The organism is Francisella halioticida, from assembly GCF_002211785.1.
Classification (GTDB): Bacteria; Pseudomonadota; Gammaproteobacteria; order Francisellales; family Francisellaceae; genus Francisella; species Francisella halioticida.
Genome location: NZ_CP022132.1, coordinates 100,356 through 125,853 on the forward strand (window position 1 = coordinate 100,356; position 25,498 = coordinate 125,853).

A 25,498-nucleotide genomic window follows, 5' to 3' on the forward strand; every position below is an offset into this window, starting at 1 on the left:
AAATGCAAAAAAGAATTTGTATAATTGGTGGTAATGGTGAAATGGGTCAAATGACTCAAAATATCTTTAGTAAATTTTTGCCTGAGTATACTCTAACTATTTTTGGTCAAAGTGATTGGCAAAATCCTGAGCAAAAGCTTGCTAATCAAGATATTGTGATATTATCTGTACCAATATATTTGACAAATGATATTATTAAGAAAACTATACCTTACCTATCTCAAGGAACAATATTAGCTGACTATACCAGTATCAAGAAAGAACCTTTAGACAGTATGTTAACTAACTATACTGGCCCTGTTGTTGGACTACATCCAATATTTGGACCAACTATTAGCTCACCTGATAATCAAGTAATCGTAGTGTGTGATGGTAGGCAACAAGATAAATATCAATACTTTATCGATGATCTCGCTAAGATCGGTTTTAGTATTGAAAAAATGACTGCTGAAGAACATGATCAAGCTATGACTTTCATCCAAGGTATTGAACACTTTAGTGTATATTGCTTAGGTATGTTTCTCAAATATAAAAATGTTGACATCAAAAAAATGCTAAAGCTAGCTAGTCCAGTTTATAAAATGGAGCTAAATATTGTTGGTAGACTTTTTAGCCAAGGTCCAGGCTTATATGCTGATATTATTATGTCAGATGAACAAAGACAACAAACTATTACTGAATTTGCAGAATTTGTAAACTCTAATGCTAAAAAAGTTTCTGACGGTGATAAACAAACCTTTATCGAAAATTTCAAAGCAGTTAAAGATTGGATGGGTGATTTTGCACCGCAATCATACAAAAATACAGATAAACTATTACTTAAAAAGAAAGATTACTAATTTCTTTAACCAACTTTTTACCCTTAATAGGATTAAACATTATTGAGCTTAGAGATAAATGATTAGCTCCAGCTTGTATATATTTTTTAGCATCTTCAAGAGTATAGATACCCCCACCACCAATTATAGTAATGCTATCACCAAACTCTTCTCTAGCTTTTTTGATAGCTGGTAAACTGTACTCATGTAATGGATAGCCAGAAATACCGCCTTTATCTGTAGGGATAGTATTACATAGATGAAATGTGGTAATACCTACTGCAAGATATTCTCTTATCTTCACATTATGATCTATAGTTGGAGGCATCTTGATACTAATATTCCTACCTTCAAACAAAGATGCTAGCTCAACTGGAAAATCTACGATACTAGCATTTGGGCAACCTATATTTATCTCGATATTATTATGATTGGCAAATTTTGGCAACTTTAAAGTTTCTGCAAAACTATGCCAGTCAGCTATTTCTAATGCTGCCAGTGATATTATATCTTGAGCTCTCTTAGGAGGATTTACATTTGCTAGTCCTGGATTACGTAAGCCAATTTTATTACGCCAAGAGTTTTTCTCTACTTTACGAATAGTTTTAATTGCTTGTTTGATAAGTCCCCAACGTCTATTTACTGTAAAAGAACCATAAACATTTGAAGTCTCTTTAAACTTAAGATATTTTCCAAATGGTGGTGAAATTATAATTTTTTTTAGATTATGATTTTGCATAGATATAAAGCTAAAACATTTTGTAAATTTTAACATCTTATGCATTTTTTGCATAGTGCTATTCAAATAACCAGATTGACTTGATATATGGATTCCCTTATATTTGTATTATGTATTTTAAATACGTAATTTAATTAAAAAAGGAGTCAACTATGACGGAATTTGTAAATTTTATTGAAGATGCTGATTTTAACCAAAACAAAGTTATTATAAAAAAGCTAATAGAAACACCCTTAGCTAAAGAAATGCAAGTAAGCATACCAAAAGATATAACGATGAAAGAACATGCTGCTCCACACCCTATAACTATTATGCTAATTAAAGGAGATCTTAATTTTTATATAAATGAGAAAAAGCATAATCTAAAAATTGGTGACTTAGTTTACCTAGACCCAAATACTATGCATAGTTTACATGCCATAGAAAATAGCATTATCCGTCTATCATTAGCAAAAGTTGACTCCATTCAACACGTTAAAAAAATAGTAGGTTAAAGCTTTCTTTTTTTATAAACTAAACTCTTTTAGCTTCTCAACGATATTTTCAGCACGAAGCAATGGTCTACCTACAATGATGTAATCAACTCCGAGATTTTTAGCCTTTTTAGGAGTTAAAGCATCAAAATGATCATCACTTAAATCACTATCAAGCCTTACACCTGGGACATATAGCTTAACTTTATTCCCAGATTTAGCTCTGACATCTGCAACTAAATGTGGATGACATATAAAGTTTTCCACACCTAAATTCACACATCTTTCAAATTTCGTTAAGCTATCTGCTTTATCAAAATTAGCATCACTACTTAGTGTAATCACAGCTAACGGGATAGCTTGTGTATCGGCACTAAGAGCTGCTTTAACCATTTCATCACTCGCCGTACCATGAAATGTGAAGTACTTAAAATTTGGAATAGATTTTGAATAATTTTCTATCGCAGTCTTAACAGTATTTGGAATATCATGAAACTTAAAATCTAAGAAAATATCTTTATCTCCAACTAATTCATGAATTTCTTTAAAAGAGAGTGTTGAACATAAAATATGACCAATTTTAACACAGTCAACATACTTTGAAACAGATGCTGTTTTCTCTAAATCAGCTTTAGAAATACCATCTGCTGAGAACATTATTTTCATTAAATTTCTCAAAAGATTAATCAATATTGAAACTATATATTAGTTTAATTTGTACTGATAGTAAACTATATTTTAATTTTGTTCTTACTACTTAGATTTTTTAATATTTTGTAAACTACTAGCTATTAAATTTAAATAGTTAGGATCTTGAGGAATTCCTTGTATATGCTGCTTCTTAGCAAGCTTTCTAAGTTGTGATACTAGGTTTTTATCTTTTTTAATTGATTCAATATTTCTGCTTATTGCTGGGTATAATTGTACATTAACTTTTTTAATTTTATCACGATAGTTAGTCAAACAATCTGAACCTTGCTGCTCAAGCTGCTGTTGAGTGGCATTATTTATATAATAGTTTTCTATCTGCTTAGACAAATCCATTTGTAGCTGAATGAATGTTAAAAATGAATTTCTTTCCAGCTCATTTTGCTTAGCTAATTTTTTAGCAATCTGTAGCACTCGTATCTCTTGATTGGCATCATATATGTGGCTCTTAAGCTTTAGCTTACATACCCCAACACCTTGCATTAATGCTGCTCTTTGCATCAAAAGGTCAAGGGGTTTATCTACCCCTGCATAACAAAAACTAAGCATTACGAAAAATAATGCTAATATTTTCAGTGACTTATTCATACTTTAATCTCCATTATATTTTAAATTCTGCTCAAGCTGTAGTTTAAAACAAACTTTACAAAATTTTAACTCTTTTCTACATGTATTGTGGTTTATTAATATAAATATCTTTTACAAAAAAATAGAGGGTACAAGATATGTTAAAAAAATCACTTTCAATAGCTTCAGCCCTAGCGTTATCATCTTGTAGTATCTTAGGTATAAATAGTATTCCTCAAGCCAAATATACAAATGTCAAAAAAGATAATAATTTCTCAGTGAGGGTTTATGCACCAGTTACAGAAGCTCAAGTAACAGTTCAAGACTCTAGTTATAAATCAGCTGTAAACAAAGGGTTTGGTTACTTATTTAAATATATAACTGGTGCAAATATAATCAAGCAAGATATTCAAATGACCGCACCCGTAATCATAAAAGGTGGTGATAAGATTTGGACTATAGCTTTTTCTGAGGACATTATAATTTTTTTTAATGCTTCAAAGTAGCTAAAGACGTCATCTTCATTTTTTAAACTATATACTCCACTATCATCAGCTAATAAACAAAAACCATTTTCTAACAAATTTAAGTCGTGATACCTTGCATTATATATTTCTGTAGGTATTTTTTTTAGCCCATCTATTTCATCGTTATTTTTATAGTAAAGAGCTTCCTTTTCTATATATCCTATATCAGCTGCTACTTTTTTATCGGTTATTTTTTGATATAAATTAAACATGATTATCTCCTATTTCTTAATGCCATATTGGGCTAATTAGATTTTTGTTTAATGAAACTTTAAGTCCAATTGAATAATATTAGATTGACCTAATGAAAGGAAATTAAACTTTTTAATGGCATCATAAGAAAAAAATATATCTATTTTATACAAGTAGTTAATAAATAAGATTGGCGCAATTTATTAGCGATAGGAGATAACTCTTCAATTGAGTTACAGACAAGGTTTAGAGGCTTTTCAACAGGCAAAGATTTTATATTTATAGGTTTAACTCTGCTGAATTTTTCAATATTATTATTGAAAATTCCCACTATGGAAATACCAAGATTATTTTGTACTGCTTTATAAACACCATCAGAGCTATTCACATAAAATAAATTTGATGTTGGATTTATAACATAAGTTTCTAGATATTTTCGTGGTTCAGAACCAGCTTCTCCCAAGATAATAGTTTCATTGTTTAAATCAGATAATGTAATATCCTTCTTATGGAGTAGTGGATGTATTTCTGAAGCAATTAAATATAATGAATAAGTATCTACTACTTCAACAGATAAGGCCTGATTTGGAGCAGCGCTCATTATTGCTAAATATAATTCGTAATTTTTAATGGAATTTATTAGTGCTTCACGTGATAAAACCTGTAAATCAATAGTAACTTTGGGATGGTATAATTGAACATTCTTTAAAATACTTAATAAATAATCTAAACAACTAGATGGAATACCTATAGCTAAATTACCTTGTAGAGAATGCTGAAACTCATCAATAAACTGTGAAAAAGACTCTAAATTACTATATGTTTTTTGTGGTTTTTGGTAAATAGTTCTACTTGATGGAGTTAGTTGAATTTTTTTGTCTGATCTAAGTGAAAAAAGCTTTGTTCCAATTTGATATTCAAGCTTTTTCATCTGTATTGAAATAGCCGGTTAGGTAGTATATAAAAATTGCGCTGCTTTAGTGAAATTTGAGAATTTCACTAAAGCCATAAAAATTTGTAATTGTTTTAAAGAAAAATGAAAATTCATAAAATTGAGTCTAGCAGTTTTTTTAAAAAAACAAATGTAAAAAGATGGCTAAGATATTTTATTTTTCTCTTAGGAAAGAGTTACAAAAAATTATATTTTATCAAGCATCATAAAACATTTATCTATACCGTATAAATATTATATAGGAACTGTAATTGCAGGTATAGCACCTCTAAGCTTATATGTAATAATAAAACTAACACAGATAAATGGTTTTGTGGATGGTAACTGGATGTTTGTTTATTTCTTCTTTGGGGCTTTAGCTGAGCTTTTAGTTGCAGCAGTAGGATTCCCACTAATAGCGATTTATTTTAGAAAAAGTAACATTGGGTATGGGTTTCTTTATGCTTGCAATAGCTCTAGGAGGAGCATTATTTGGTAAATTAGGTCAGCTTGTTGTATACCTAATGGTAAGATTGATCCTATGGTAAGTTTGAGTATTTATGAAAACTATTTTTTATGGTTAGGAGTAGTTACTATTATCTTAGGAATTATATATAGTGTAGTAGCCAAGATTGTGACTGCTATAGCTAACAGATATGATATTTAGTTAGGGTAAATAAGTTTATAATCTTTTTGTAATTTCATCTGTAAACTCTTGCGTAGAAGTAAGCTTAGTTCCTTGAGTATAGATATCTTGAGTTCTAAATTTATCTTCAAGAGTTATGTTAATAGCATTAGCAATAGCTTCAGCTTCTGATACTAATCCAAATGAATAAGAAAGCATTAGTGATGCTGATAATATTTGTGCAATAGGATTTGCTTTACCTTGGCCCTTGATATCGTATGCAGAGCCTCCAGATGGTTCATAAAGACCAAAACCATCTTTATTTAAGCTGATAGATGGTACTAGGCCAATTGAGCCAGGTAATACAGAAGCAAGATCTGAAATAATATCACCAAACAAATTACCTGTAACCATAACATCAAATTGGCTTGGATTTAGTACCATTTGCATAGCACAGTTATCAACATACATATGATTAACAGTTACACCTGGGTAATCTTTAGCTACTTCATTAACTATATTTCTCCATAGCCTTGATGTATCAAGTACATTTGCTTTATCCACAGAAGTTAACCTTCCTGAGCGTTGAGTAGCCCTTTCAAATGCCTGTATGACAATGTTTCTAATTGTGTGCTCATCATATTCGGCTATATCAGTAGCACATCTTGTACCAGCTTCATCAGTAAAAGTTCTATGCTCACCAAAGTAGATATCTCTTGATAGTTCTCTAAAGATCTCAATATCAGTACCATTAGCTATACGATTATCTTTCAAAGGACATGCTTCTTTTAAAGATGAGAAAATTTGGCTAGGACGGATGTTGATATTAAAACCAAAATGCTTTCTAAGCGCTAAAATACTATTAGCTTCACAGCCTTGCCATTTTTCTTCATTTTGAGCTTCAACAGGTCCACCGACGGATCCAAAAAGAATAGCATCAGAGTTCTTACATACTTTTAAGGTCTCTTCTGGACAGTGATCTTTATACTTATCATATGCACCACCACCAATCAGAGCCGCTGTATAATTAAATTTATGATTGTGTTTTTTAGCTATGGCATCAAGAACCTTAATTGCAGACTCCATTACCTCAGAGCCAATTCCATCACCAGCCAATATAGCAATATTTTTTTCCATTTTAGCATCTTCTTGATTGTTCAAATTGTTTGATTAGATCTAGCTTTTCGATAAGGTAAGTCATATCATCAAGTCCTTTGATAAGACAATCTTTACGAAAATGATCGTAATCAAAGCTATAATTATTTCCATCATCAGAAACAGTTTGATTTTCCAGATCAACAGTTATACCAAATTCTGGATCCTCAGCCTTGTCACATAAGTCTTTAACAATATCTTTATTTAGAGAAATTAATAATAAGCCATTTTTAGCAGCATTATTGAAGAATATGTCAGAAAAAGATTGTGCAATTATTACCCTGATACCTGCCTGAGTAAGAGCCCAAACAGCATGTTCTCGAGACGATCCGCAACCAAAGTTATTTCCAGCAATCAATATTTGTGAGTTAGAATATTTTGGATTATTGAAAATAAAATTACTATCCTTTTCTTTTAAATTGTGAAATAGACTTTTACCATAACCATCCTTTGTTATTTGAGTTAGAAAGTTAGCAGGAAGAATCATGTCCGTATCAATATCACTCAACCACAAAGGAATTGCACTTGATGTTAATTTTTTAAAAGCTTGCATTTCTTATAACTCCTTATTTATAGTTTATCAACACTGCAAATTTCACCCATAACAGCACTAGCAGCAACTGTTTGTGGTGATGCAAGATGAGTTATACTTCCTTTACCTTGACGGCCTATAAAATTTCTATTTGATGTACTAATGCATCTTTGTCCTTCAGGAACTTTATCATCATTCATTGCTACACACATTGAACAGCCAGGCATTCTAAACTCAGCTCCAGCATCTGTGAAAATCTTATCTAAGCCTTCTGATATCACGATATTTCTTACCTGCTCAGAGCCAGGAACTATATACATAGTAACATTTTTAGCTATTTTTCTTCCCTTTAGTATTTCAGCCACAGCGCGCATATCTTCTATACGAGCATTAGTACAACTACCTACAAATGCCCATTGAATTTCTTTACCAAGTATATTTTCATCAGCATTAAGCTTAGTATAGTCATAGGCTTGTTGGGCTAGTTTATGTTGGTGAGTTGGGATATCTTTAAGGTTTGGTATTTTAGCTGATACATTTATTGCATGCTGAGGGTTTATTCCCCATGTTATCATTGGCTCAAGATTTTCAATATCAACAGTTATAGTTTTATCATAATGAGCATTTTCATCGCTTACAATACTATTCCAATGATCTATAGCCTTATCAAAATCCTCTCCTTGAGGAGCATATTTTTTCCCTTTTAGATATGCAAAGGTTTTTTCATCTGGAGAAATTAAGCCTGCTCTTGCACCACATTCTATAGACATATTACATAGAGTCATGCGCTCTTCCATAGACATATCTTTGATAACCTGACCAACATATTCTATAATATGACCGCCAGCACCACCAATACCAATATTAGCGATTAGCTTCATTATAATATCTTTAGCCGTTGCTAAATCTGAAGGCTTGCCTGTGAACTCAACCTTCATTGTCTTTGGTTTATACTGTAATATACAGTTTGTAGCAAGTACATGGCCAACTTCAGATGTTCCTACACCAAAGGCTAAAGTACCAAACGCTCCATGCGTTGCCGTATGAGAGTCACCACATACAAGAGTAGTACCTGGTAAAGTAAATCCAAGTTCTGGCCCTATTACGTGAACAATACCTTGATGCTGACTTTCAAAGTCATAGAAATCAATACCAAATTCCTTGGCATTACTACGTAGCTTTTCAATTTGAGTTTGAGCAACCTTATCTTTCATCTCTAAGCGATTAATAGGTGAGGTTGAGACACTATGATCCAAAGTAGCAATAATAGATTTAGTATTATTTATACTGGCGCCTAACTCTTTTATTTTATCAAATGCTTGAGCTGAAGTTACTTCATGCATCAGCATTCTATCTATATATAATATATCTGGAAAATTGGGTATTTGTTTTACTACATGAGCATCCCAAATTTTATCTATAATATTTTTTTTCATGTTATCTCCTATAATTTATTTCTACATATAATTTATTCGTAGCCATGATTAGGGCTTTAAGTGTAGATATTTCTATATCTTGATCGATAGCAATACCTTCAAAAGTAGGACTATTATCACCAGCCTTAATTATAATTGTGCTTTCAGATTTAGAGTTAATACCATCATCTTTTAATGATCTAGAGAAATAATCTGAAATATTTACTTCAGGTATATACTCTTGGATCCCTTTCAGTAAGGCTGATAAAGCGGAGTTTTCACTATTATCAACTATTCTATAATTTTCATTACCAAAGAAGTTACCTTTAAGCTCAATATATGTTTCACCATTGGATTTTCCATAGTTAATACTTGTGGCATTGATAGGTGATTTAATTTGTTTATAAGCAGTGATTAATTCTTCATCGGTGATACCTTTTCTACGCTCATTGTAAATATCTTTTATTTGTTGAGCAATTTTTGCTTTTTCTTTATCATCACAAACATAACCATTTTCTTCAATAATTTTTTTGGCATGATTTCCTCCAGAAAGAGGACCAAATACAAAGCTAATCTCATTACCAACAGATTCTGGATGAAATGGCTGGTATGCTAATGGATTGTTCAATATTGCATTAGTATGCCCACCAGACGTATGTCTAGCTGAGTTAAGACCTGTAATAGGGTAGTGAGGTTGTCTAGATAGCATTTTTTCACCAATGAAATCAGAAATAGCTTTAAAGCTATAAATATCAATATCATTGTAGTAATGGCAGTTTTTTTGTTTGCCAAAAAGATTTATAAACATAATACATTGCTCTAAAGAAGCATTACCAGCTCTTTCACCAACACCATTGATAGAACCTTCTACCTGTGTTGCAGGCCCATCAAAGACTGCATTCATAGAGTTTTCTAATGCTAAGCCTAGGTCATTGTGACAATGTGCAGACCAGATTATATCTTTGTCAGGAAATTCTTCTTTGATAATTTTTGCATGTTTAGACATATTTGTAACAAAGTAGTTACTACCCTCTCTCTCGCATGAACCACCAATAGTGTCTGGACAGTTAATTATAGTTGCTCCAGCTGATATTGAGGCTCTAAAAACATCTGTAACATAGTCAAAAGTATCACCAAGCTTAGAGTATCCCTCACCAGTAAATTCGACTTCAAACCCCTCATCACTAGCAAGCTTAACTAGCTCATAGGCATTTTTGATATTTTGTTCATTATCATTTTTGCTCCCTAAGCTTGCTTGAGCCAGGTTAGGATCTACAGGTAAGTAAATATGTACCCTTGCTTTACCTATTTCTAGAGAAGGGCGTAGCGCATCCATAGTGATCTCTACTTGATTTTTACGTAACTGACATAATCCTGCAATAGTCATATTTGATTTTTTTTCGGCCATTCTCTTTGAAATAGTATTCACTATTTTAAAATCGGTGTTACTTGCTGAAGGAAAGCCTGCTTCAAGAATATCAATGTGTAACTTATCTGCTAGATCAGCATATGTGATATTATCTTCAAAAGACATACCTGCTCCTGGAGATTGTTGACCATCTCTAAGAGTTGTGTCAAGTATATAAATTTTTTTCTTATCCATATTAAGATTCCTCTACATAAGTTAAAATATCTGTATAAGCTTCACCTTGTTTAATTTTCTGGAAGACCTCTTTTATTTGATTGGTTATAGTATGGTCAGAGCTTTTTAGCTTATTATCATCTACACTTACTATAGGAGTTAGCTCAGCTGCAGTACCAGAGAAAAAAGCTTCGTCAGCATTTGTTAGCTCATTGATTTTAAATAAACGTTCTGTAACTTTATAGCCTAGATCTCGAGCTATCTGGATAATAAGTTTTCTAGTTATACCATTTAGTATAGTTCCTAAAGGAGTAGTTATTACTTCGTCATCTTTTATAAAAAAGATATTCATTGCTGCACCTTCTGCAACGTTTCCATTTACATCAAGTAATAAAGCCTCATGATAGTGCGTGCCTAAAGTCTCTCTAGAAGCTAAAATACTATTGACATAATTTCCACCAATTTTAGCATCACAAATTGTAGAGTCAGGATGAATACGGATATATTTACTAACTTTAATATCAACCTCATCAGCAGACATGTACCTACCCATTTCAATACAGCAAATAGCAATATCTACAGGATGATCCTTAGCTGGCAATACACTTACAGTACCTTCAGCATAGTATGCTAGAGGTCTTATATAGCACGATTTTTTACCACTTGCTTTAATTATATCTAGTACCGCTTGGCATAGTTCAGTAATGCTATATTTACATTTCATGCCAAGAGCATTCATAGAGTATATAAATCTTTCCATATGTTCTTTTAATTTTAAAACACCAATACCGTTAGGTGTTTCATATGCTCTTATACCTTCAAATACAGATGAACCATAATGCAAAGAATGTGTATTTATACCAACTTTTGCATCTTCATAAGAGACGATTTCACCATTTTTCCAAATTTTATCTATTATCATTATTGTCCCCGATATTTAATTTTTTGAATAGTTTCATTTTTGTCTGCTAATTAGAGACAGATAATATTTTTTGTGAGGGAGAGGAGTGCTTGAGAAGAATTACTTTGAGATTGGTTTTTTTGAAAAAACACGGTAGTGATAGCTCTAGAAAAAGCTTTATTGTTACCTAATATCTTAACTATAGAATCAACATCTATTTTCATCCGTACACATGAATTCACTACTTTATACACTTTCACTTATCTTCCTAGTATAAAAATATCTCTGGAGAGAAAATATTCCTAATTAAAAGTTTATACATTAATTGTAGCCATATAATATTTTAGTGTAAACCTGGTTTTAGCAGAACTAATGATTTTTTTAAGAATAATTAAAATAGGATGATCTGAAAATATTATTTACGATCAGCATAAATTTTTGCTTGTGCTGCTGATAATCTTGCAATCGGGACTCTAAATGGTGAACAAGATACATAGTCAAGATCTAAGTCATGGCAAAAGCCAACAGAGTATGGTTCACCGCCATGTTCACCACATATGCCCATTTTAGCATTAGGATTTATAGCTTTTACACCTTCTTTAGCTATTTCCATTAATTTACCAACACCTTTAGGGTCAAGTCTAGCAAATGGGTCAAAGCTTAAGATGCCATGCTCAAGATAATCTTTGATGAATTTATTAGCATCATCCCTACTAAAGCCAAAAGTCATCTGAGTAAGATCATTTGTACCAAATGAGAAGAACTCACTACCAGCTTCTGCAAGCATACCAGCACCAATGGCACCGCGAGGAGTCTCAAGCATTACACCAATTTTATAATCAACTTCTATATCTTCACGATTAAGAATAGTATCTGCAACCTCTCTAACTATTCCACTTAGTAGCTTAAACTCGCCAAGAGTACTTACTAATGGAATCATAAGTTCAGGCTTAACATTTATACCCATACGTTTACTGGATATTGCAGCATAAATGATAGCTTTTGTCTGCATTTCTATAATCTCTGGGTATGTAACAGCAAGTCTACATCCACGATGTCCCATCATTGGATTCATTTCGCTAAGAGATTCAATTCGTGATTCTAGTTCAGTGTAACTAATATTAAATTCTCTTGCTAATGCATCTATTTCATCAACTTCATGAGGTAGAAATTCATGTAGAGGAGGGTCAATAAATCTAATTGTTACGGCTAGGTTATCCATTGCCTCAAATAACTCTTCAAAGTCTTGTTGCTGTACAGGAAGTAACTTATCTAGAGCCTTTTGTCTTTCTTTTTTATCTTTAGCTAGGATCATTTGTCTAACATAAGAGATACGATCTTCTTCAAAGAACATGTGCTCAGTACGGCATAAACCAATACCTTCAGCGCCATAAGCTCTTGCAACAGAAGCATCTTTATAAGTATCTGCGTTACATCTGACACGAAGTTTACGCACACTATCAGCAAACTTCATAAACTCTTCAAAATCTTGAGTAACCTCAGGATCTACGGTTTTAATAATACCTCTATAAACATTACCTTTTGTTCCATCTAAAGATAGGTAATCACCTTCTGTGAAAATTTGACCTCTTTCGAAAGTGATAGTTCTTTTTTCTTCATCAATTCTTGCAGATTCTAATCCAGATATACAACATTTGCCCATACCACGAGCAACAACTGCAGCATGGGAAGTCATACCTCCTCGCAATGTAAGAATACCATTACAGGCATTCATGCCTGCAATATCTTCAGGAGATGTCTCAATTCTAACTAATATAGTTTTCTCTTCACCACGAGTTTTTGCTGCAAGTAATGACTCAACATCAAAGTAGATTCTACCACTAGCTGCACCTGGAGAAGCGCCAAGAGCTGAACCAAGAGGGCGTTTCGATGCTAGGGCTTTTTCATCAAATTTGGGATGTAATAATTGTTCTAATAGATGGGGCTCTACCATCATCACAGCCTCTTCATTAGTAATTAGACCTTCTTTAGCCATATCAACAGCTATTTTTAACGCTGCTTTTGCTGTTCTTTTACCATTTCTTGTTTGTAGCATAAAAAGTTTGCCATCTTCAATAGTAAACTCCATATCTTGCATGTCTTTGTACACTTGCTCTAGATTCTTTGCAATTTTTACAAAATCTTTAAATACTTGAGGCATTTTATCTTGAAGGGTAGAAATATGAGCAGGAGTTCTTACACCTGCAACTACATCTTCACCTTGAGCATTGATTAAGTACTCACCAAAGAGCTTGTTTTCTCCAGTAGAAGGGTCTCTTGTGAAAGCTACTCCTGTGCCAGAATTATCGCCAGAGTTACCGTATACCATTTCTTGAACATTAACGGCAGTACCCCAGTTATTTGAAATATTATTGATCTCTCTATATATGATAGCTCTTTCAGCATTCCATGATCTAAATACAGCCTCAACAGCAGCTAAGAGTTGTTTAATAGGATCTGTAGGAAATTCTTTGCCTACTAGATCTTTATAGAGTTTTTTATATTCTGCAACGATATCTTTGTAGTCATTTGCACTTAGGTCACAGTCATTTTTGACTTTCCTTTTGGATTTTTTCTCATCAAGTATTTTATCAAAAGGTTTTTTATCACAATCCATAACAACATCAGCAAACATCATTATGAATCTTCTATAGCTATCATAAACAAATTGTTCATTATTTGTCTTGGCTATCATAGCTTTGGCAACTTCATCATTTAAGCCTAGGTTTAGAACTGTATCCATCATCCCTGGCATAGAAACTCTAGCACCAGAACGCACTGACACAAGCAAGGGGTTGTTACCACCACCAAAAGTTTTGCCTGTTCTTTTTTCTAAATCGGCAATATGAGAAAATATTTGTTCCTTAACTTTTTTTCCTAGTTTCTGACGATTATCATAATATTTAAGACAGGCCTCTGTTGTTACTGTAAAGCCATTAGGTACAGGAAGACCACTGTTTAGCATCTCACTAAGGTTTGCACCTTTTCCACCCAGTAAATCACGCATAGACTTATTGCCTTCACTAAAGGCATAGACGAACTTTGACATAAAAACTCCTCTCAAGTTTTTTTATAAATTGAATTGATGTCAGCACACCCTCAAGTGCACTTAATTTTTATCGTATCATATTCTGATGGAGATATTAAAGTATTTTATTTAAGAAATTATGAAAATGGGTATTAAAATGACCAGTAAATTAGGAGCGTTTAGTATTACAGCTTGAGCACCCTGTAAGATTTGCAACAAATTTTATTTTAGTTGATAAATACTTCATCGTAAACACAATGATTAAAGTATAAATAATAGCACCTGTGATATATGTTATTGATTTTATAGGTGTGTTGATAATATTTGCTGTTTGATAAACCAATAATGCAGCTATATATGCAATAGATGTACTCCATATTATTGATAGAATAGCCCATCCTCTAGTAGCTTCTCTAACTGTTGCACCTATTACTGATATACAAGGAACATATAGTAGTACGAAAAGTAAGTACGAGAAGGCAGCAATACTTGAACCAAATTTATTAACCATATTGCCTATTGCAGTAGTGCTCATATTTGCATCAGCTTCATTTGAAGTTATTGGATTGAAATCTATATGTTTGAAGTTATTAATCGTAGTGCTTACTGCATCTTTAAAGCTATCTATAGCACTGAAGCTCTTTGGTATACCATTATCATCTGCTTGTGTGTAGATAGTATTTAGCGTACCAACAACAACCTCTTTTGCTAGTGTTCCAGTTATTAACCCTACAGTTGCTGGCCAATTATCATTATTGACTCCAATAGGGTTTAGCACAGGAGTAATCTCTTTACTTCCATAGCTAAGAAAGGTCTCGTTTTTAGCTATATAAATACTATTTAAGCTTCCTACAATAATTGCTACAGGTACAATAACTTTACCAGCTCTAATAAGGAATGATTTTAACCTATTCCAGCTATATAACATGATTGTTTTAGCATGAGGGAGGTGGTAGTTTGGTATATCTAGAATAAATGGAGATGTATCTCCTTTCAGAAAAGTAAACTTAATTACATAGCCTGTTATTATGGCACCTATGATGCCTGTGATATATAGCAAGAATATTATTGATGCTCCATGACTTGGAAAAAAAGCTGTAGCAAATACTGAAAATATTGCTAGCCTTGCGCCACAAGACATAAAAGGGGACATCATGATAGTCATTAGCCGATCTTTTCGAGTTTCAAGAGTTCTTGCAGCCATTACAGATGCAACATTACAACCAAAACCAACAATCAAAGGAACAAATGCTTTTCCTGATAGGCCAATTGACTGCATAAACCTATCCATAACAAAAGCAGCTCTAGACATATAGCCAGAGTCTTCAAGTATTGATAGAAATATAAATAAAAATCCAATCTGAGGTATAAATGCTAAAACGGTATTGATACCTGTACCAAAACCTTGTGATAGTATATGAGTCAATGTTATAGGTAAACCAATTAAGTTTGAGTAATAAGCAACACCATCAACAAAAATAGCACTAGAGAAATCATCAAATAGCGGTTGTACTGCTGCTCCTAGTGTGATGGAAAATAAAAACATTAAATACATCATAAGTAGAAATACTGGTACACCCAAGTATTTATTCATACATATTGCATCGAGAGTTTTTGTAAGATTGATTCGAGAAACTTTTTTATTTTCAGTTGAAATGTTTATAATCTCAGCAACTGCATTATAGCGTGATTTTGCTATATTTACGTTTTGATTTGTATCTATAGATTTTTTTAGTGTATCTAGGTCTTCAGCTTTAATTTCCTGAGAAATTTGAATATCTTTGTCATCAAGAAGTTCCGTAGTAAGCCATAAGTTGCCTATTTTATTTTGACGCAATTCACTAATTTGCTTTTCTAGTTCAAAGACAGCATTAGGATAATATCTTGTTAGGTCGAAGTCTGGTGTGCTTTGTAAATTAGCAAGTGTTTGTTTTAGATCTTGGATACCTATATTTTTTGATCCAACTATAGGCAAAACCTTGCACCCTAGAGTTTTTTCTAATTCATCATAATGTATAATAATGCCTTTTTTAGTTGCAACATCTACCATGTTTACAGCTAAAATGACTGGTAATCCAAGTTCTATAAGTTGAACCGTTAAATATAGGCTTCTATTTAAGTTTGATGCATCTACTACATTAATAATTGCATTTGGCTTTTCTTTAATAATAAATGAGTATGCTATTTGTTCATCAATAGAGTTTTCATCAGAGACAGATAAAGAATAAATACCTGGAATATCAACAATTTCTATCTTCTTATCATTTGATTTAAAAACGCCAATTTTTTTATCAACGGTCACACCTGACCAATTGCCAACCTTTTGATTAAGCCCAGTTAGAGAGTTGAATATTGTCGTTTTACCACAGTTAGGGTTGCCAACTAAAGCATATTTCATAATTAGTTCTCAAGAATACATTTTTTAAGACATTTTAGTGTAGCAATTATATCAAAAAATATTAAATTGTGATACACGATAATGAGAATTATTATCAGACATTTATGATTATATTCGCATTACGGTCTCTACCAGACCTATTGTTCCGTAAACCATATTACATCTAGCAGTTCCTTTTATTATACCAGCAGTTATTTTTACTCTAGCGCCTTTTTTATACTGAGGCATTGTTGCTATTATTACAGAGCAATCATATGAAAAAGCATCCTGGTCTTTACAGATTTTAATCTGAGAGTCTATCAATGAAATATATAGTTTTTAACTCTCATTAAAAAAACTATTATTGTTTTGGTAGTATGTTAGGTTAACTGTAGTTGTTTTACCCTTAATAGCATCAAAACCAAATGCTAGAATATCATTCTAGTTATTAATAAAAGTTTGGTACTTACCTTTTCTAATTACGCACTTTTATATATTGGCCATATTCAGGGTGAGCTTTTATATTTGTAATTTCTTGAGCTTGTTGTTCAGGCGTCATTTCCTACCATGTTTCATCAGATATTCTAAGTGGGTGAGTAGAGCAGCTAGCTATTAACAGGCTAGAGATAATTAAAAGTTGTATAGTTCCTTAAAGTGATAATAACTTTTTCCTATAGAACTTTAGTTCAGCAATTGATTCTTGAATATCATCTAAAGCTTTATGAGTTGCTTTCTTATTAAATACTTCACCATCGCCCCAATACTCATTCAGAAGCTTTAGGCTTGTAACATCAAGCATTCTATAGTGGCAGTAATCATCTATTTTCGGCATATATTTAGCTAAAAACCTTCTATCCTGCCATATTGAATTGCCGCATAAAGGAGAGCTTTGGTACGGAACATGTTGTTTAATAAAATCAAGAACCTTCAGCTGGGCTTCTTCAAGAGATATTTTACTATCTTTAACTCTCTGAGTAAGACCCGTCTCTCCATGAGTCTTGATGCACCACTCATTCATCTCTTGTAAAACTTTATCAGGTTGATAAATGGCAATTGGTTCAGCTTGAGCAACGACATTTAAATCTTTATCTGTAATAATTGCAGCAATTTCAATTATTTTGCATTGCTCTACATCAAGACCTGTCATTTCCAGGTCGATCCAAACTAAGTTATTTGAAGATTGCATATCTTATTAGTCCTTAACTCTAGATACATAACTAGATGTTCTAGTATCAGCTTTTATAATTTCACCAGTTTGTACAAAAAGAGGAACTCTTACAACGGCTCCAGTAGACAATGTTGCAGGTTTACCACCAGTTCCTGCAGTGTCACCTTTTAAACCAGGATCAGTTTCTATAACTTCAAGGTTTACAAAGTTTGGTGGAATGATTGAGATAGGTTGACTATTAAATAAAATTACTTGATACTCGTCCTGGTCTTTTAACCATTTTTTAGTTTCACCTAACCCCTCTTCAGAAACCATATATTGTTCGAATGTTTCTGGGTGTATAAATACATAACTATCACCGTCAAAATATGAGTATACAGCGCTTAATTCTTCGACATCTGCAGACTCAACAGATTCTCCTGATTTAAAAGTTTTTTCTATGACCCTATCATTAAGCAAGTTTTTAAGTTTAACTCTATTAAAAGCTTGACCTTTACCAGGTTTAACAAATTCGTTTTCGATAATAACCATAGGGTTCCCATCTATTAGAATTTTTAAGCCACCTTTAAATTCATTTGTATTATAATTTGCCATTTTTAGTAGTCCCTTTGATTTTTGAATTAAATATTTTAGTAGTTTGTTAGTCCCAACAAGCTGTAGGGGTTCTATCAACAATAGCTCCATCAACTTCAAGTTCTATACTTGCACATGGAGTATCTGCTGCTTGAGTTCCTTGGGCTGTTGCTGTAATTGTATAGCTTGAGCCTGAACCAATATATGATAATGTATAAAGTTGACTTTGTGTATTGGAGTGAAAAAAAGAATTTATATCGTTTCCAGATGGAAATGAGCCATTACGAATTTCGAAGTTATCCGCTGCATTTGATGCTGCTAATAACTCAGATGTTGCTTCATTACGATGATTTCTTAAAATATAATTGTTATACGTTGGTATAGCAATAGATGCGAGAATAGCTATGATTGCTATTACAACCATCAATTCAACTAAGGAAAAACCTTTAATAAATGACTTTTTTTTAAACATGTTAATTAAGCTCTAGTAAATTTGTGGCTCGCCATTTGGTCTTGTTCTATAGCGACGATGTTGCCATAGATACTGCTCTGGATATTTACGAATAGCATCCTCAAGAAACTTATTAGTAATTTCTGCATCTTTATAAGCATCGCCTGTAAACTCCAGGGGTTCACCTGTTACAATTTTATATTTTTTCAAGCATTTTTCTCTTACATAGTATGCAGGAACTACAACAGCACCAGTTTTCTGAGCAAGCCATGGGGTTACTGTGAGTGTAGCACAAAGTTTGCCAAAAAATGGAGCAAAAACTGAGTTTTCAATTCCAGAGCTTTCTAAACCAAAATCTTGGTCTGGAGCATACCACATTGTATAACCTTTTTTTAGATTTCTAATAACAGATATAAAGCTTTTACTATCTAAACATTTATAAATATTTTTTTCACGATAATCTTTTATTAAATCTTCTATAAGAGGGTTACCATTTTTTTGGTACATAACTGTAAAAGGAGAAAAATCTTTGCCCATATACCTTCCAATTATTTCAATACAGTGAAAGTGAAAGCCTAATATAATTAATTTTTTATTAGGGTCACTATGATATTTCTCGAACCTTTCTCTAGAACCTTCACCCCATCCAAACTTTATTTTATTAAACCTTTTTTTTGATAGAAGCCAAGCAGCAGTAGTTTCTGCTCCAGAGAGAACCATTGAGTAATAACTTTTTTTAACGAGTTTTTTTATTTCCTTATCCGATTTTTCTGGGTAAGCAATTTTAAGGTTTTCTCGAGCAATTTCATTACGATTTTTTAGAAAAGGTTTAATAGTAAATCCAATAGCTAGAACAATGTATTTATGAGTAAATAGAGGCAATTTTGAACCACCCTTCATTATACTAATTATAAGCCATATACCCCAGTTCTTAGGTTTAAAATTTTTACTGCTCATCTTACTCTTCAATTAAGGTACTATCTAGAAGTTTAACATATAGCGCATCAATCATAAATAACTAATAAATCTTTTCTTCACCTGGAGGCCTTGTCTTGTAACGGCGATGTTGCCACAGATATTGCTCTGGATATTTACGGATAGCATTCTCAAGGAATCTATTTGTCATGTTGGCATCCTTGTAAGGATCTCCAGTAAATTCAATTGGCTCACAAGAGATTAGCTTATATCCTGATAAATCTTTTTTTCTAACATAGTACATGGGTACTACTGTTGCTCCAGTTTTTTGAGCAAGCCATGGAGTAACTGTCAAAGTAGAGCAAAGCTTACTAAAGAAGTCTACGAAAATAATATGCTCTTTGAAATCTTGATCAGGAGCGTACCACATAGTCATGCCTTTTTTGAGGCTTTTTATCACAGAAATTATATTTTTGCGTTGAAAACATTTGTCAATATACTTCTCACGAGAAGAGGTGATAATATACTCCATTAATTGACTACTATGTTTTTGGTACATTATAGAAAGAGGCTTAATATTATCGCCAACATACCTTCCAGCAATCTCCAATGAATGAAAGTGAAATCCTAGGGCTAAAAGAGTCTTATTTGGGTCATTATGAGTTTCAATAAAAGTTTCAAATTCTGATGTATCTATGTTTAATTTTTTAAAATTTTTCTCTGACATAAACCATGAAATTAAACTTTCAAATCCTGCCATGCATACAGATTTGTAGCTTTCGTCAGCAAGTTTTTTTATTTCTTTATCAGATTTGTCAGGAAATGCTATTTTCAAGTTGATAATAGCTATTTGATTACGTTTTTTTGCAATAGGTTTTGCTAAGAATCCTATGCCAATGGCAAGATGCATTAGAGCTTTGTATGGGAGAATGTTTACAATGACTTTGCACAAGCCAACGATGATCCACACTCCCCAGTATTTTGGTTTTAGAAAAGATTTATCCATAGACTAATTATTTTTTATGTGTTGCTTGATAACGTCTTGTTATCAACCATTGTTGTAGGATACTAATCAGGTTATTTGTTAGCCAATATAACACAAGTCCAGATGGGAATGATGCAAATAAGAATGTAAATATTACAGGTAAGAACATCATTATCTTAGCTTGCATAGGGTCTGCTGGAGCTGGAGAAAGTCTTTGCTGCAAGAACATTGATATTCCCATTAATACAGGAAGTACGAAGTAAGGATCTTTCATCGATAAATCATGGATCCAGAAAATAAATGGAGCATGTCTTAGCTCTACAGATTCTAATAATACCCAATATAATGAAATAAATATTGGGATCTGTATTACCATAGGTAGACATCCACCAAGAGGATTAACTTTTTCCTCTTTGTACATTCCCATCATTTTTTTACCAAGAACTTGGCGGTCATCTTTATATGTTTCTTGAAGTCGTTTAATTCTTGGTTGTAACATTCTCATTTTTGCCATAGAGCGGTAGCTCTTAGCAGAAAGAGGATAAAAAATTAGCTTGATAAGTACAGTGACTAATATAATAGACAGACCCCAATTTCCAACTAAAGCATGAATATGGCTCATAACCCAGAAAATAATTTCTGAGAAGAATGATAACATACCATAGTCTAGAGTTTTTTCTAGATTTGGTGCTAAGCTAACTAAGTTATCTTTAATGATAGGACCTGTATAAAGTACAGAAGATACATTTTGTGATTGATTTTGAGCTATTGTAACGCTAGTGTACTCGCCAGCCTCAAAAACATCATCATTTAGGTTTTTGTAGTATATTTTTGAATTTGATGATTGCGGTATCCAAGCAGTCATAAAGTAATTTAAAAATGAGAACGAATCAGGTTGTTATAGATAAAGCTAATAAGGTATGGAGTGCTGATATCACGTATATTAGACTAGAATGTGGTATGCATATTTAGCAGCCATAATAGATTGGCATAGCAAGAAAATACTAGCTTGGAAGATTTCTAATACTATGGATACACATCTAACAACTAGTGTGTTAAAAGAAGCGTTATTTAAATATGGTAAACCTGATATCTTTAACTCTGATCAAGGAACTCAATATACAGCAAAAGAGCATATTAAAATAATATCTGATAATAAAATAAATATATCTATGGATGCTAAAGGAAGATCTATAGATAATATTGCAATTGAGAGATTTGGGAGAACACTGAAATATGAAAATGTTTATCCGGCATCATATATAACTATGAAAGAGGCTAAAGTAGGTATCAAGAATATATTGATATTTACAACAATGAAAGACTACATTCTAGTATTGGATATATGACTCATGATGAAGTATATTCTGGTATTTTAGATGCTGCATAAAAGCAAGGAATAAAAATATTTTATAAAGTGGTATTGAATAACAGGGACAGTTTATAACATTTCATCGAAGTTGAATAAATACACACTTATTCCAGAAACTATAACTAAACTGTTATCAAAGATAAAAATTTTACGATGATTTCTATAATTAATATAATTACGTAAAGGGTTCGTAAGTATTGGCATAAAAAATACTATCTCTGCACCTAAAATACGTAAATCTCGAAATATTTTTTTATTGTGTAAATAAACGTGGAATGAGCCAAGAGAATTAATCATCATTTTTACTTCTATGCCTTCTGCAGCTTTTTTTTCTAGTGCATTTATAACTAATCTGGAAGTAGTATCATTTTTAAGTATATAAGTTTGAAATATATACTTTTTGTTGCAGAATTGATTGCTTTCATGAATGCTTCAAAAGATTTAACACCATCAGTATATATTTCAAAATGGTTGTACATACTAAGTGTTGGCAAGTCAAGGTTCAAAAAAGTGTTAATAACATTTTTAGGCAACTCTTGACAATAATTATTAGTTAACAATTTTTTTCAAAAGCGGATGAGCTATTTATATTTATAGTTTTTTTCTGCCAAAACCTACGTCTATCTTTACGTTGAAATATAAAGAAAAAGGTATTGCAATATAAGGAATAAATAGTATTGCTAAAAGCCAAGCTATAATATTAGAAGCTCATTTTTATCTACGATAAGTTTTAAAACTACAAATATAGTAAAAATTTGGCAAATAAATAGAATAAAGTTTGCTTCTAGTACGTATATTAATCCAGATAGAAAATTATCCATTTTTTTATAATATTTGAAGCTAGTAACTAAATTTTAACATATTGCTAGTAGATCTATATAGAAATGTTCTTGCATGATTTATTAGTAAGGATTAAAACAAGCAAAGAAATAATTATCACCACTAAGATTAAATACAATGGTGTAAGCATAATCCCTTTAGCAATGCCAAAGCTAGCTATAGCAAGAAAAGCACCATTAAAAATAATTATAGCTAAACCCTAAGCCACTAGCTCGAACACCAGAACTAAATAGCATACTTGCATAATTTGTTGCTACACCAACTATTAATCCCATAAAAATACTATTAATTAGTATAGCTACCATTAAATAACTAGAGTGATTCACTATAGCATAATAAAAGACACTACCAGATACTAATAGGCCTATAGCACCTATTATAAGTATTATATAAGCACCAAATTTATCTACTAAATAATCTGCTGGTATACATATTATAGAAAATATAAATAGATTTAGTAATATTAAATTAGAACTGTTCGCTGTTTTATTAAGAGTAAAGTATGTAGTTAAGAAAAGAGAGAAAAATCCAATTACTATAGCTAAGATTGAAATTGCTGATATAGCACGGATTACCTGTCTTTTTTCTGTCTGTAAAAGTTTTAATAGCGGTATTTTATGATATTTTTCTTGGTTTAAAATATAGCCGTTTCATTAATTTTTTTTCTGAAGAAATAACTAACTATAGCCGCTATACCACCATGCTTTATTAATGATTCTTTAACAAAAACTACAGCACTAGGAATCTCTCCTCCTATAGCAGCTCCTTGAATTATACGAAATATTACAAATAAAAGAGTTGTTGTTATTCCAATAGTTTTGTAAGAAGGAAGTAGTGCTATTAAAATTGAACTTGCCCCCATTAAAATATGGTTAATAAAAAAGATTTTTTTCGTCCATATCTATCACCTATATGACCAAAAAATATTCCTCCCAAAGGTCTAGCAAAATATCCTACTGCAAAAACTGTAAATGCAGATAATGCAGATAATGCTTGTGAACCTTGAGCTGTAAAAAAATGTTCTCCTAGCGTTATAGCAAAAAGCTAAAGATAACAAAGTCATAAAACTCTAGCATTCCACCTATACTAGTAAGCAAAATGGTTTTAAAATCATCTTTTTTAAGCATATTTAATCAAGTATAATTAAATTCAAATCAAACATTATAATAATTAAAATTTAAAAGCTAGTTTTTTTATGAAAAAAGTAATTAAAAGGGTAGTCCAGAAAGGGCAAAAACTCTTACCAAATATTAAAAATATAATTTTAATAGCATCTGGTAAAGGTGGAGTAGGTAAGTCAACAGTTACAGCAAATTTAGCAGTAGGTTTCGCAAAAATGGGAGCTAAAGTAGGAATCTTGGATGCAGATATTTACGGTCCAAGTCAACCAACACTTTTAAATTTAAAAGAAAATCCTCAAACAACAGATAAGAAAAAAATTATTCCTCTTGAGCGTTATGGGGTTAAAATGATTTCTATAGGGAATCTTATAGATTCTGAGTCTGCCGTTATTTGGCGAGGACCAATAGTTTCTCGAGCATTGATGCAACTTTTAAATGATACTAACTGGGGTGAGATAGATTATTTATTTCTAGATTTACCACCAGGAACAGGTGATATCCAGCTTACAATTTCTAAAAATATGCCTGTAACAGGAGCTGTAATTGTAACCACTCCACAAGATTTATCTTTGATAGATGCTAGACGAGCTATAGCAATGTTTGAGAAGGTTAGTATTAAGACATTAGGAGTTATAGAAAATATGAGCTATTATATTTGTCCAAAGTGCGGTAATAGTGAACATATTTTTGGTGAAGATGGCGCACACTTACTATGTGGTAAGAACAATATTGAATTTCTTGGTAATTTACCTTTGCATAAAGATATTCGTGAAAATGCTGATCATGGTAAACCTTATGTAAGCCTAAGCAAAGATGATAATATTAATACAAGCTACATGACAGTAGCAGAAAATATGTTAAATGAAATTGAGAAGCTACCTAAAGCAAGTAGTTTGGACTCTATTGGTGTTAAATTAGAAAATTAAGAGAGAAGAAATGTCTATAAAATCAGATAAATGGATAAAAAAATGTCCCAAGGCCATGCAATGATAGAACCCTTTGAGGCTGGACAAGTTAAGCTTGCTAATAATGAGAGAATAGTTTCTTATGGTACATCAAGTTACGGTTATGATGTCCGTTGTGCAGATGAATTTAAAATTTTCACAAATATTAACTCTTCAATAGTAGATCCTAAACATTTTGATGATAAGAACTTTGTTGATTTTAAAGGTGATGTTTGTATTATTCCCCCTAATTCATTTGCTCTTGCGCGGACTGTTGAAAAGTTTAAAATTCCTAGGGACGTTTTAGTTGTATGTTTAGGTAAGTCAACTTATGCTAGATGTGGAATTATTGTAAATGTGACACCTCTTGAACCTGAGTGGGAAGGTTATGTAACATTAGAATTTTCAAATACGACTCCTTTACCAGCTAAAATATATGCTAATGAGGGCGTTGCTCAAATGTTATTTTTCCAATCAGATGAACAGTGTGAGACATCATACGCTGATAAAGGCGGGAAATATCAAGGCCAAGAAGGTGTAACACTTCCTAAGTGCTAAT

Annotated in this window: 24 protein-coding genes and 4 pseudogenes; 6 read left to right on the forward strand and 22 right to left on the reverse strand. The window is 32.2% G+C overall.

Going from position 1 to position 25,498, the window contains the following annotated elements:
• Window positions 1-2: 2 nt before the first annotated feature.
• A complete protein-coding gene (tyrA, locus tag CDV26_RS00560; RefSeq protein WP_088771642.1) occupies window positions 3-839 on the forward strand; it encodes a bifunctional chorismate mutase/prephenate dehydrogenase in 837 nt (278 codons plus the stop codon).
• Here the strand turns inward: tyrA and CDV26_RS00565 are convergent.
• On the reverse strand, window positions 820-1,557 hold the full coding sequence (locus tag CDV26_RS00565; protein ID WP_088773414.1) for a diguanylate cyclase: 738 nt from the start codon (window positions 1,555-1,557) through the stop codon (window positions 820-822). The two genes, tyrA and CDV26_RS00565, sit on opposite strands and share 20 nt — an antisense overlap.
• Window positions 1,558-1,709: 152 nt before the next feature.
• Between CDV26_RS00565 and CDV26_RS00570 the strand changes: the two genes are divergently transcribed.
• Window positions 1,710-2,051: an AraC family ligand binding domain-containing protein gene (locus CDV26_RS00570; RefSeq protein WP_088771643.1), complete on the forward strand. Its 342-nt coding sequence runs from the start codon at window positions 1,710-1,712 to the stop codon at window positions 2,049-2,051.
• Window positions 2,052-2,063: 12 nt separating this feature from the next.
• Here the strand turns inward: CDV26_RS00570 and pyrF are convergent, their stop codons facing one another.
• A complete protein-coding gene (gene pyrF / locus CDV26_RS00575) occupies window positions 2,064-2,696 on the reverse strand; it encodes an orotidine-5'-phosphate decarboxylase (RefSeq protein ID WP_211276374.1) in 633 nt (210 codons plus the stop codon).
• Between the two features lie 87 nt (window positions 2,697-2,783).
• Window positions 2,784-3,326, reverse strand: coding sequence for a chorismate mutase (locus tag CDV26_RS00580; RefSeq protein ID WP_088771645.1), 543 nt, complete (start codon window positions 3,324-3,326; stop codon window positions 2,784-2,786).
• A gap of 137 nt (window positions 3,327-3,463) precedes the next feature.
• Between CDV26_RS00580 and CDV26_RS00585 the strand changes: the two are divergent.
• A pseudogene (locus CDV26_RS00585) lies at window positions 3,464-3,772 on the forward strand (SOUL family heme-binding protein); the annotation flags it as partial.
• Between the two features lie 412 nt (window positions 3,773-4,184).
• Here CDV26_RS00585 and CDV26_RS00590 read toward each other — a convergent pair.
• The 15 genes and pseudogenes from CDV26_RS00590 to yidC all read right to left on the reverse strand — a co-directional run.
• On the reverse strand, window positions 4,185-4,955 hold the full coding sequence (locus CDV26_RS00590; protein ID WP_088771646.1) for a LysR family transcriptional regulator substrate-binding protein: 771 nt from the start codon (window positions 4,953-4,955) through the stop codon (window positions 4,185-4,187).
• A gap of 682 nt (window positions 4,956-5,637) precedes the next feature.
• Entirely contained in the window at window positions 5,638-6,717 is a 1,080-nt protein-coding gene (gene leuB / locus CDV26_RS00600; RefSeq protein ID WP_088771647.1) for a 3-isopropylmalate dehydrogenase, read from the reverse strand.
• Window position 6,718: 1 nt separating this feature from the next.
• On the reverse strand, window positions 6,719-7,288 hold the full coding sequence (leuD, locus tag CDV26_RS00605) for a 3-isopropylmalate dehydratase small subunit (RefSeq protein ID WP_088771648.1): 570 nt from the start codon (window positions 7,286-7,288) through the stop codon (window positions 6,719-6,721).
• A gap of 17 nt (window positions 7,289-7,305) precedes the next feature.
• A complete protein-coding gene (leuC, locus tag CDV26_RS00610) occupies window positions 7,306-8,703 on the reverse strand; it encodes a 3-isopropylmalate dehydratase large subunit (RefSeq protein ID WP_088771649.1) in 1,398 nt (465 codons plus the stop codon).
• Window position 8,704: 1 nt separating this feature from the next.
• Window positions 8,705-10,285 carry a homocitrate synthase/isopropylmalate synthase family protein gene (locus CDV26_RS00615; protein ID WP_088771650.1) on the reverse strand — a complete coding sequence of 527 codons (1,581 nt, stop codon included), beginning with the start codon at window positions 10,283-10,285 and terminating at the stop codon, window positions 8,705-8,707.
• A gap of 1 nt (window position 10,286) precedes the next feature.
• Window positions 10,287-11,183 carry a branched-chain amino acid transaminase gene (locus CDV26_RS00620; protein ID WP_088773415.1) on the reverse strand — a complete coding sequence of 299 codons (897 nt, stop codon included), beginning with the start codon at window positions 11,181-11,183 and terminating at the stop codon, window positions 10,287-10,289.
• Between the two features lie 397 nt (window positions 11,184-11,580).
• Window positions 11,581-14,214: a pyruvate, phosphate dikinase gene (ppdK, locus tag CDV26_RS00625; protein ID WP_088771651.1), complete on the reverse strand. Its 2,634-nt coding sequence runs from the start codon at window positions 14,212-14,214 to the stop codon at window positions 11,581-11,583.
• Between the two features lie 148 nt (window positions 14,215-14,362).
• The gene (gene feoB, locus CDV26_RS00630) at window positions 14,363-16,591 is read right to left on the reverse strand and encodes a Fe(2+) transporter permease subunit FeoB (RefSeq protein ID WP_088771652.1); all 2,229 of its coding nucleotides are present in this window, start codon (window positions 16,589-16,591) and stop codon (window positions 14,363-14,365) included.
• Between the two features lie 108 nt (window positions 16,592-16,699).
• Complete coding sequence (locus CDV26_RS12770; protein WP_245806470.1) at window positions 16,700-16,894, reverse strand: hypothetical protein; 195 nt, start codon at window positions 16,892-16,894, stop codon at window positions 16,700-16,702.
• Window positions 16,895-17,219: 325 nt separating this feature from the next.
• Window positions 17,220-17,756, reverse strand: coding sequence for an oligoribonuclease (orn, locus tag CDV26_RS00640; RefSeq protein WP_088771653.1), 537 nt, complete (start codon window positions 17,754-17,756; stop codon window positions 17,220-17,222).
• A 6-nt stretch (window positions 17,757-17,762) separates the two neighbouring features.
• Entirely contained in the window at window positions 17,763-18,332 is a 570-nt protein-coding gene (efp, locus tag CDV26_RS00645; RefSeq protein ID WP_088771654.1) for an elongation factor P, read from the reverse strand.
• Between the two features lie 46 nt (window positions 18,333-18,378).
• Window positions 18,379-18,783 (reverse strand): type IV pilin protein, encoded by a 405-nt coding sequence (locus CDV26_RS00650; RefSeq protein ID WP_088771655.1) that lies wholly within the window; start codon window positions 18,781-18,783, stop codon window positions 18,379-18,381.
• Window positions 18,784-18,795: 12 nt separating this feature from the next.
• A complete protein-coding gene (locus CDV26_RS00655; RefSeq protein WP_088771656.1) occupies window positions 18,796-19,719 on the reverse strand; it encodes a lysophospholipid acyltransferase family protein in 924 nt (307 codons plus the stop codon).
• Window positions 19,720-19,780: 61 nt separating this feature from the next.
• Window positions 19,781-20,683, reverse strand: coding sequence for an LpxL/LpxP family acyltransferase (locus CDV26_RS00660; protein WP_088771657.1), 903 nt, complete (start codon window positions 20,681-20,683; stop codon window positions 19,781-19,783).
• A 7-nt stretch (window positions 20,684-20,690) separates the two neighbouring features.
• Window positions 20,691-21,536: pseudogene (gene yidC / locus CDV26_RS00665) on the reverse strand (membrane protein insertase YidC); the annotation flags it as partial.
• A 79-nt stretch (window positions 21,537-21,615) separates the two neighbouring features.
• Here yidC and CDV26_RS00670 point away from each other — a divergent pair.
• On the forward strand, window positions 21,616-22,011 hold the full coding sequence (locus CDV26_RS00670; RefSeq protein ID WP_088771658.1) for a DDE-type integrase/transposase/recombinase: 396 nt from the start codon (window positions 21,616-21,618) through the stop codon (window positions 22,009-22,011).
• A 122-nt stretch (window positions 22,012-22,133) separates the two neighbouring features.
• Here CDV26_RS00670 and CDV26_RS11790 read toward each other — a convergent pair.
• From CDV26_RS11790 to CDV26_RS12780, 4 genes and pseudogenes are all read right to left on the reverse strand, one after another.
• A pseudogene (locus CDV26_RS11790) lies at window positions 22,134-22,855 on the reverse strand (phospholipase D-like domain-containing protein); the annotation flags it as partial.
• Between the two features lie 195 nt (window positions 22,856-23,050).
• Window positions 23,051-23,515, reverse strand: coding sequence for an MFS transporter (locus tag CDV26_RS13760; RefSeq protein WP_338029162.1), 465 nt, complete (start codon window positions 23,513-23,515; stop codon window positions 23,051-23,053).
• Window positions 23,509-23,736 carry a hypothetical protein gene (locus tag CDV26_RS12775; protein WP_245806471.1) on the reverse strand — a complete coding sequence of 76 codons (228 nt, stop codon included), beginning with the start codon at window positions 23,734-23,736 and terminating at the stop codon, window positions 23,509-23,511. The genes CDV26_RS13760 and CDV26_RS12775 overlap by 7 nt, the downstream gene beginning before the upstream one ends.
• Complete coding sequence (locus tag CDV26_RS12780; protein WP_245806532.1) at window positions 23,736-23,909, reverse strand: MFS transporter; 174 nt, start codon at window positions 23,907-23,909, stop codon at window positions 23,736-23,738. Before CDV26_RS12780 ends, CDV26_RS12775 begins: the two co-directional genes overlap by 1 nt.
• A 160-nt stretch (window positions 23,910-24,069) precedes the next feature.
• Between CDV26_RS12780 and CDV26_RS00680 the strand changes: the two genes are divergently transcribed.
• Both CDV26_RS00680 and dcd read left to right on the forward strand, forming a co-directional pair.
• Window positions 24,070-24,921, forward strand: coding sequence for an Mrp/NBP35 family ATP-binding protein (locus tag CDV26_RS00680; RefSeq protein WP_088771659.1), 852 nt, complete (start codon window positions 24,070-24,072; stop codon window positions 24,919-24,921).
• A gap of 10 nt (window positions 24,922-24,931) precedes the next feature.
• A pseudogene (gene dcd / locus CDV26_RS00685) lies at window positions 24,932-25,497 on the forward strand (dCTP deaminase).
• The last annotated feature ends 1 nt before the right edge of the window (window position 25,498 follow it).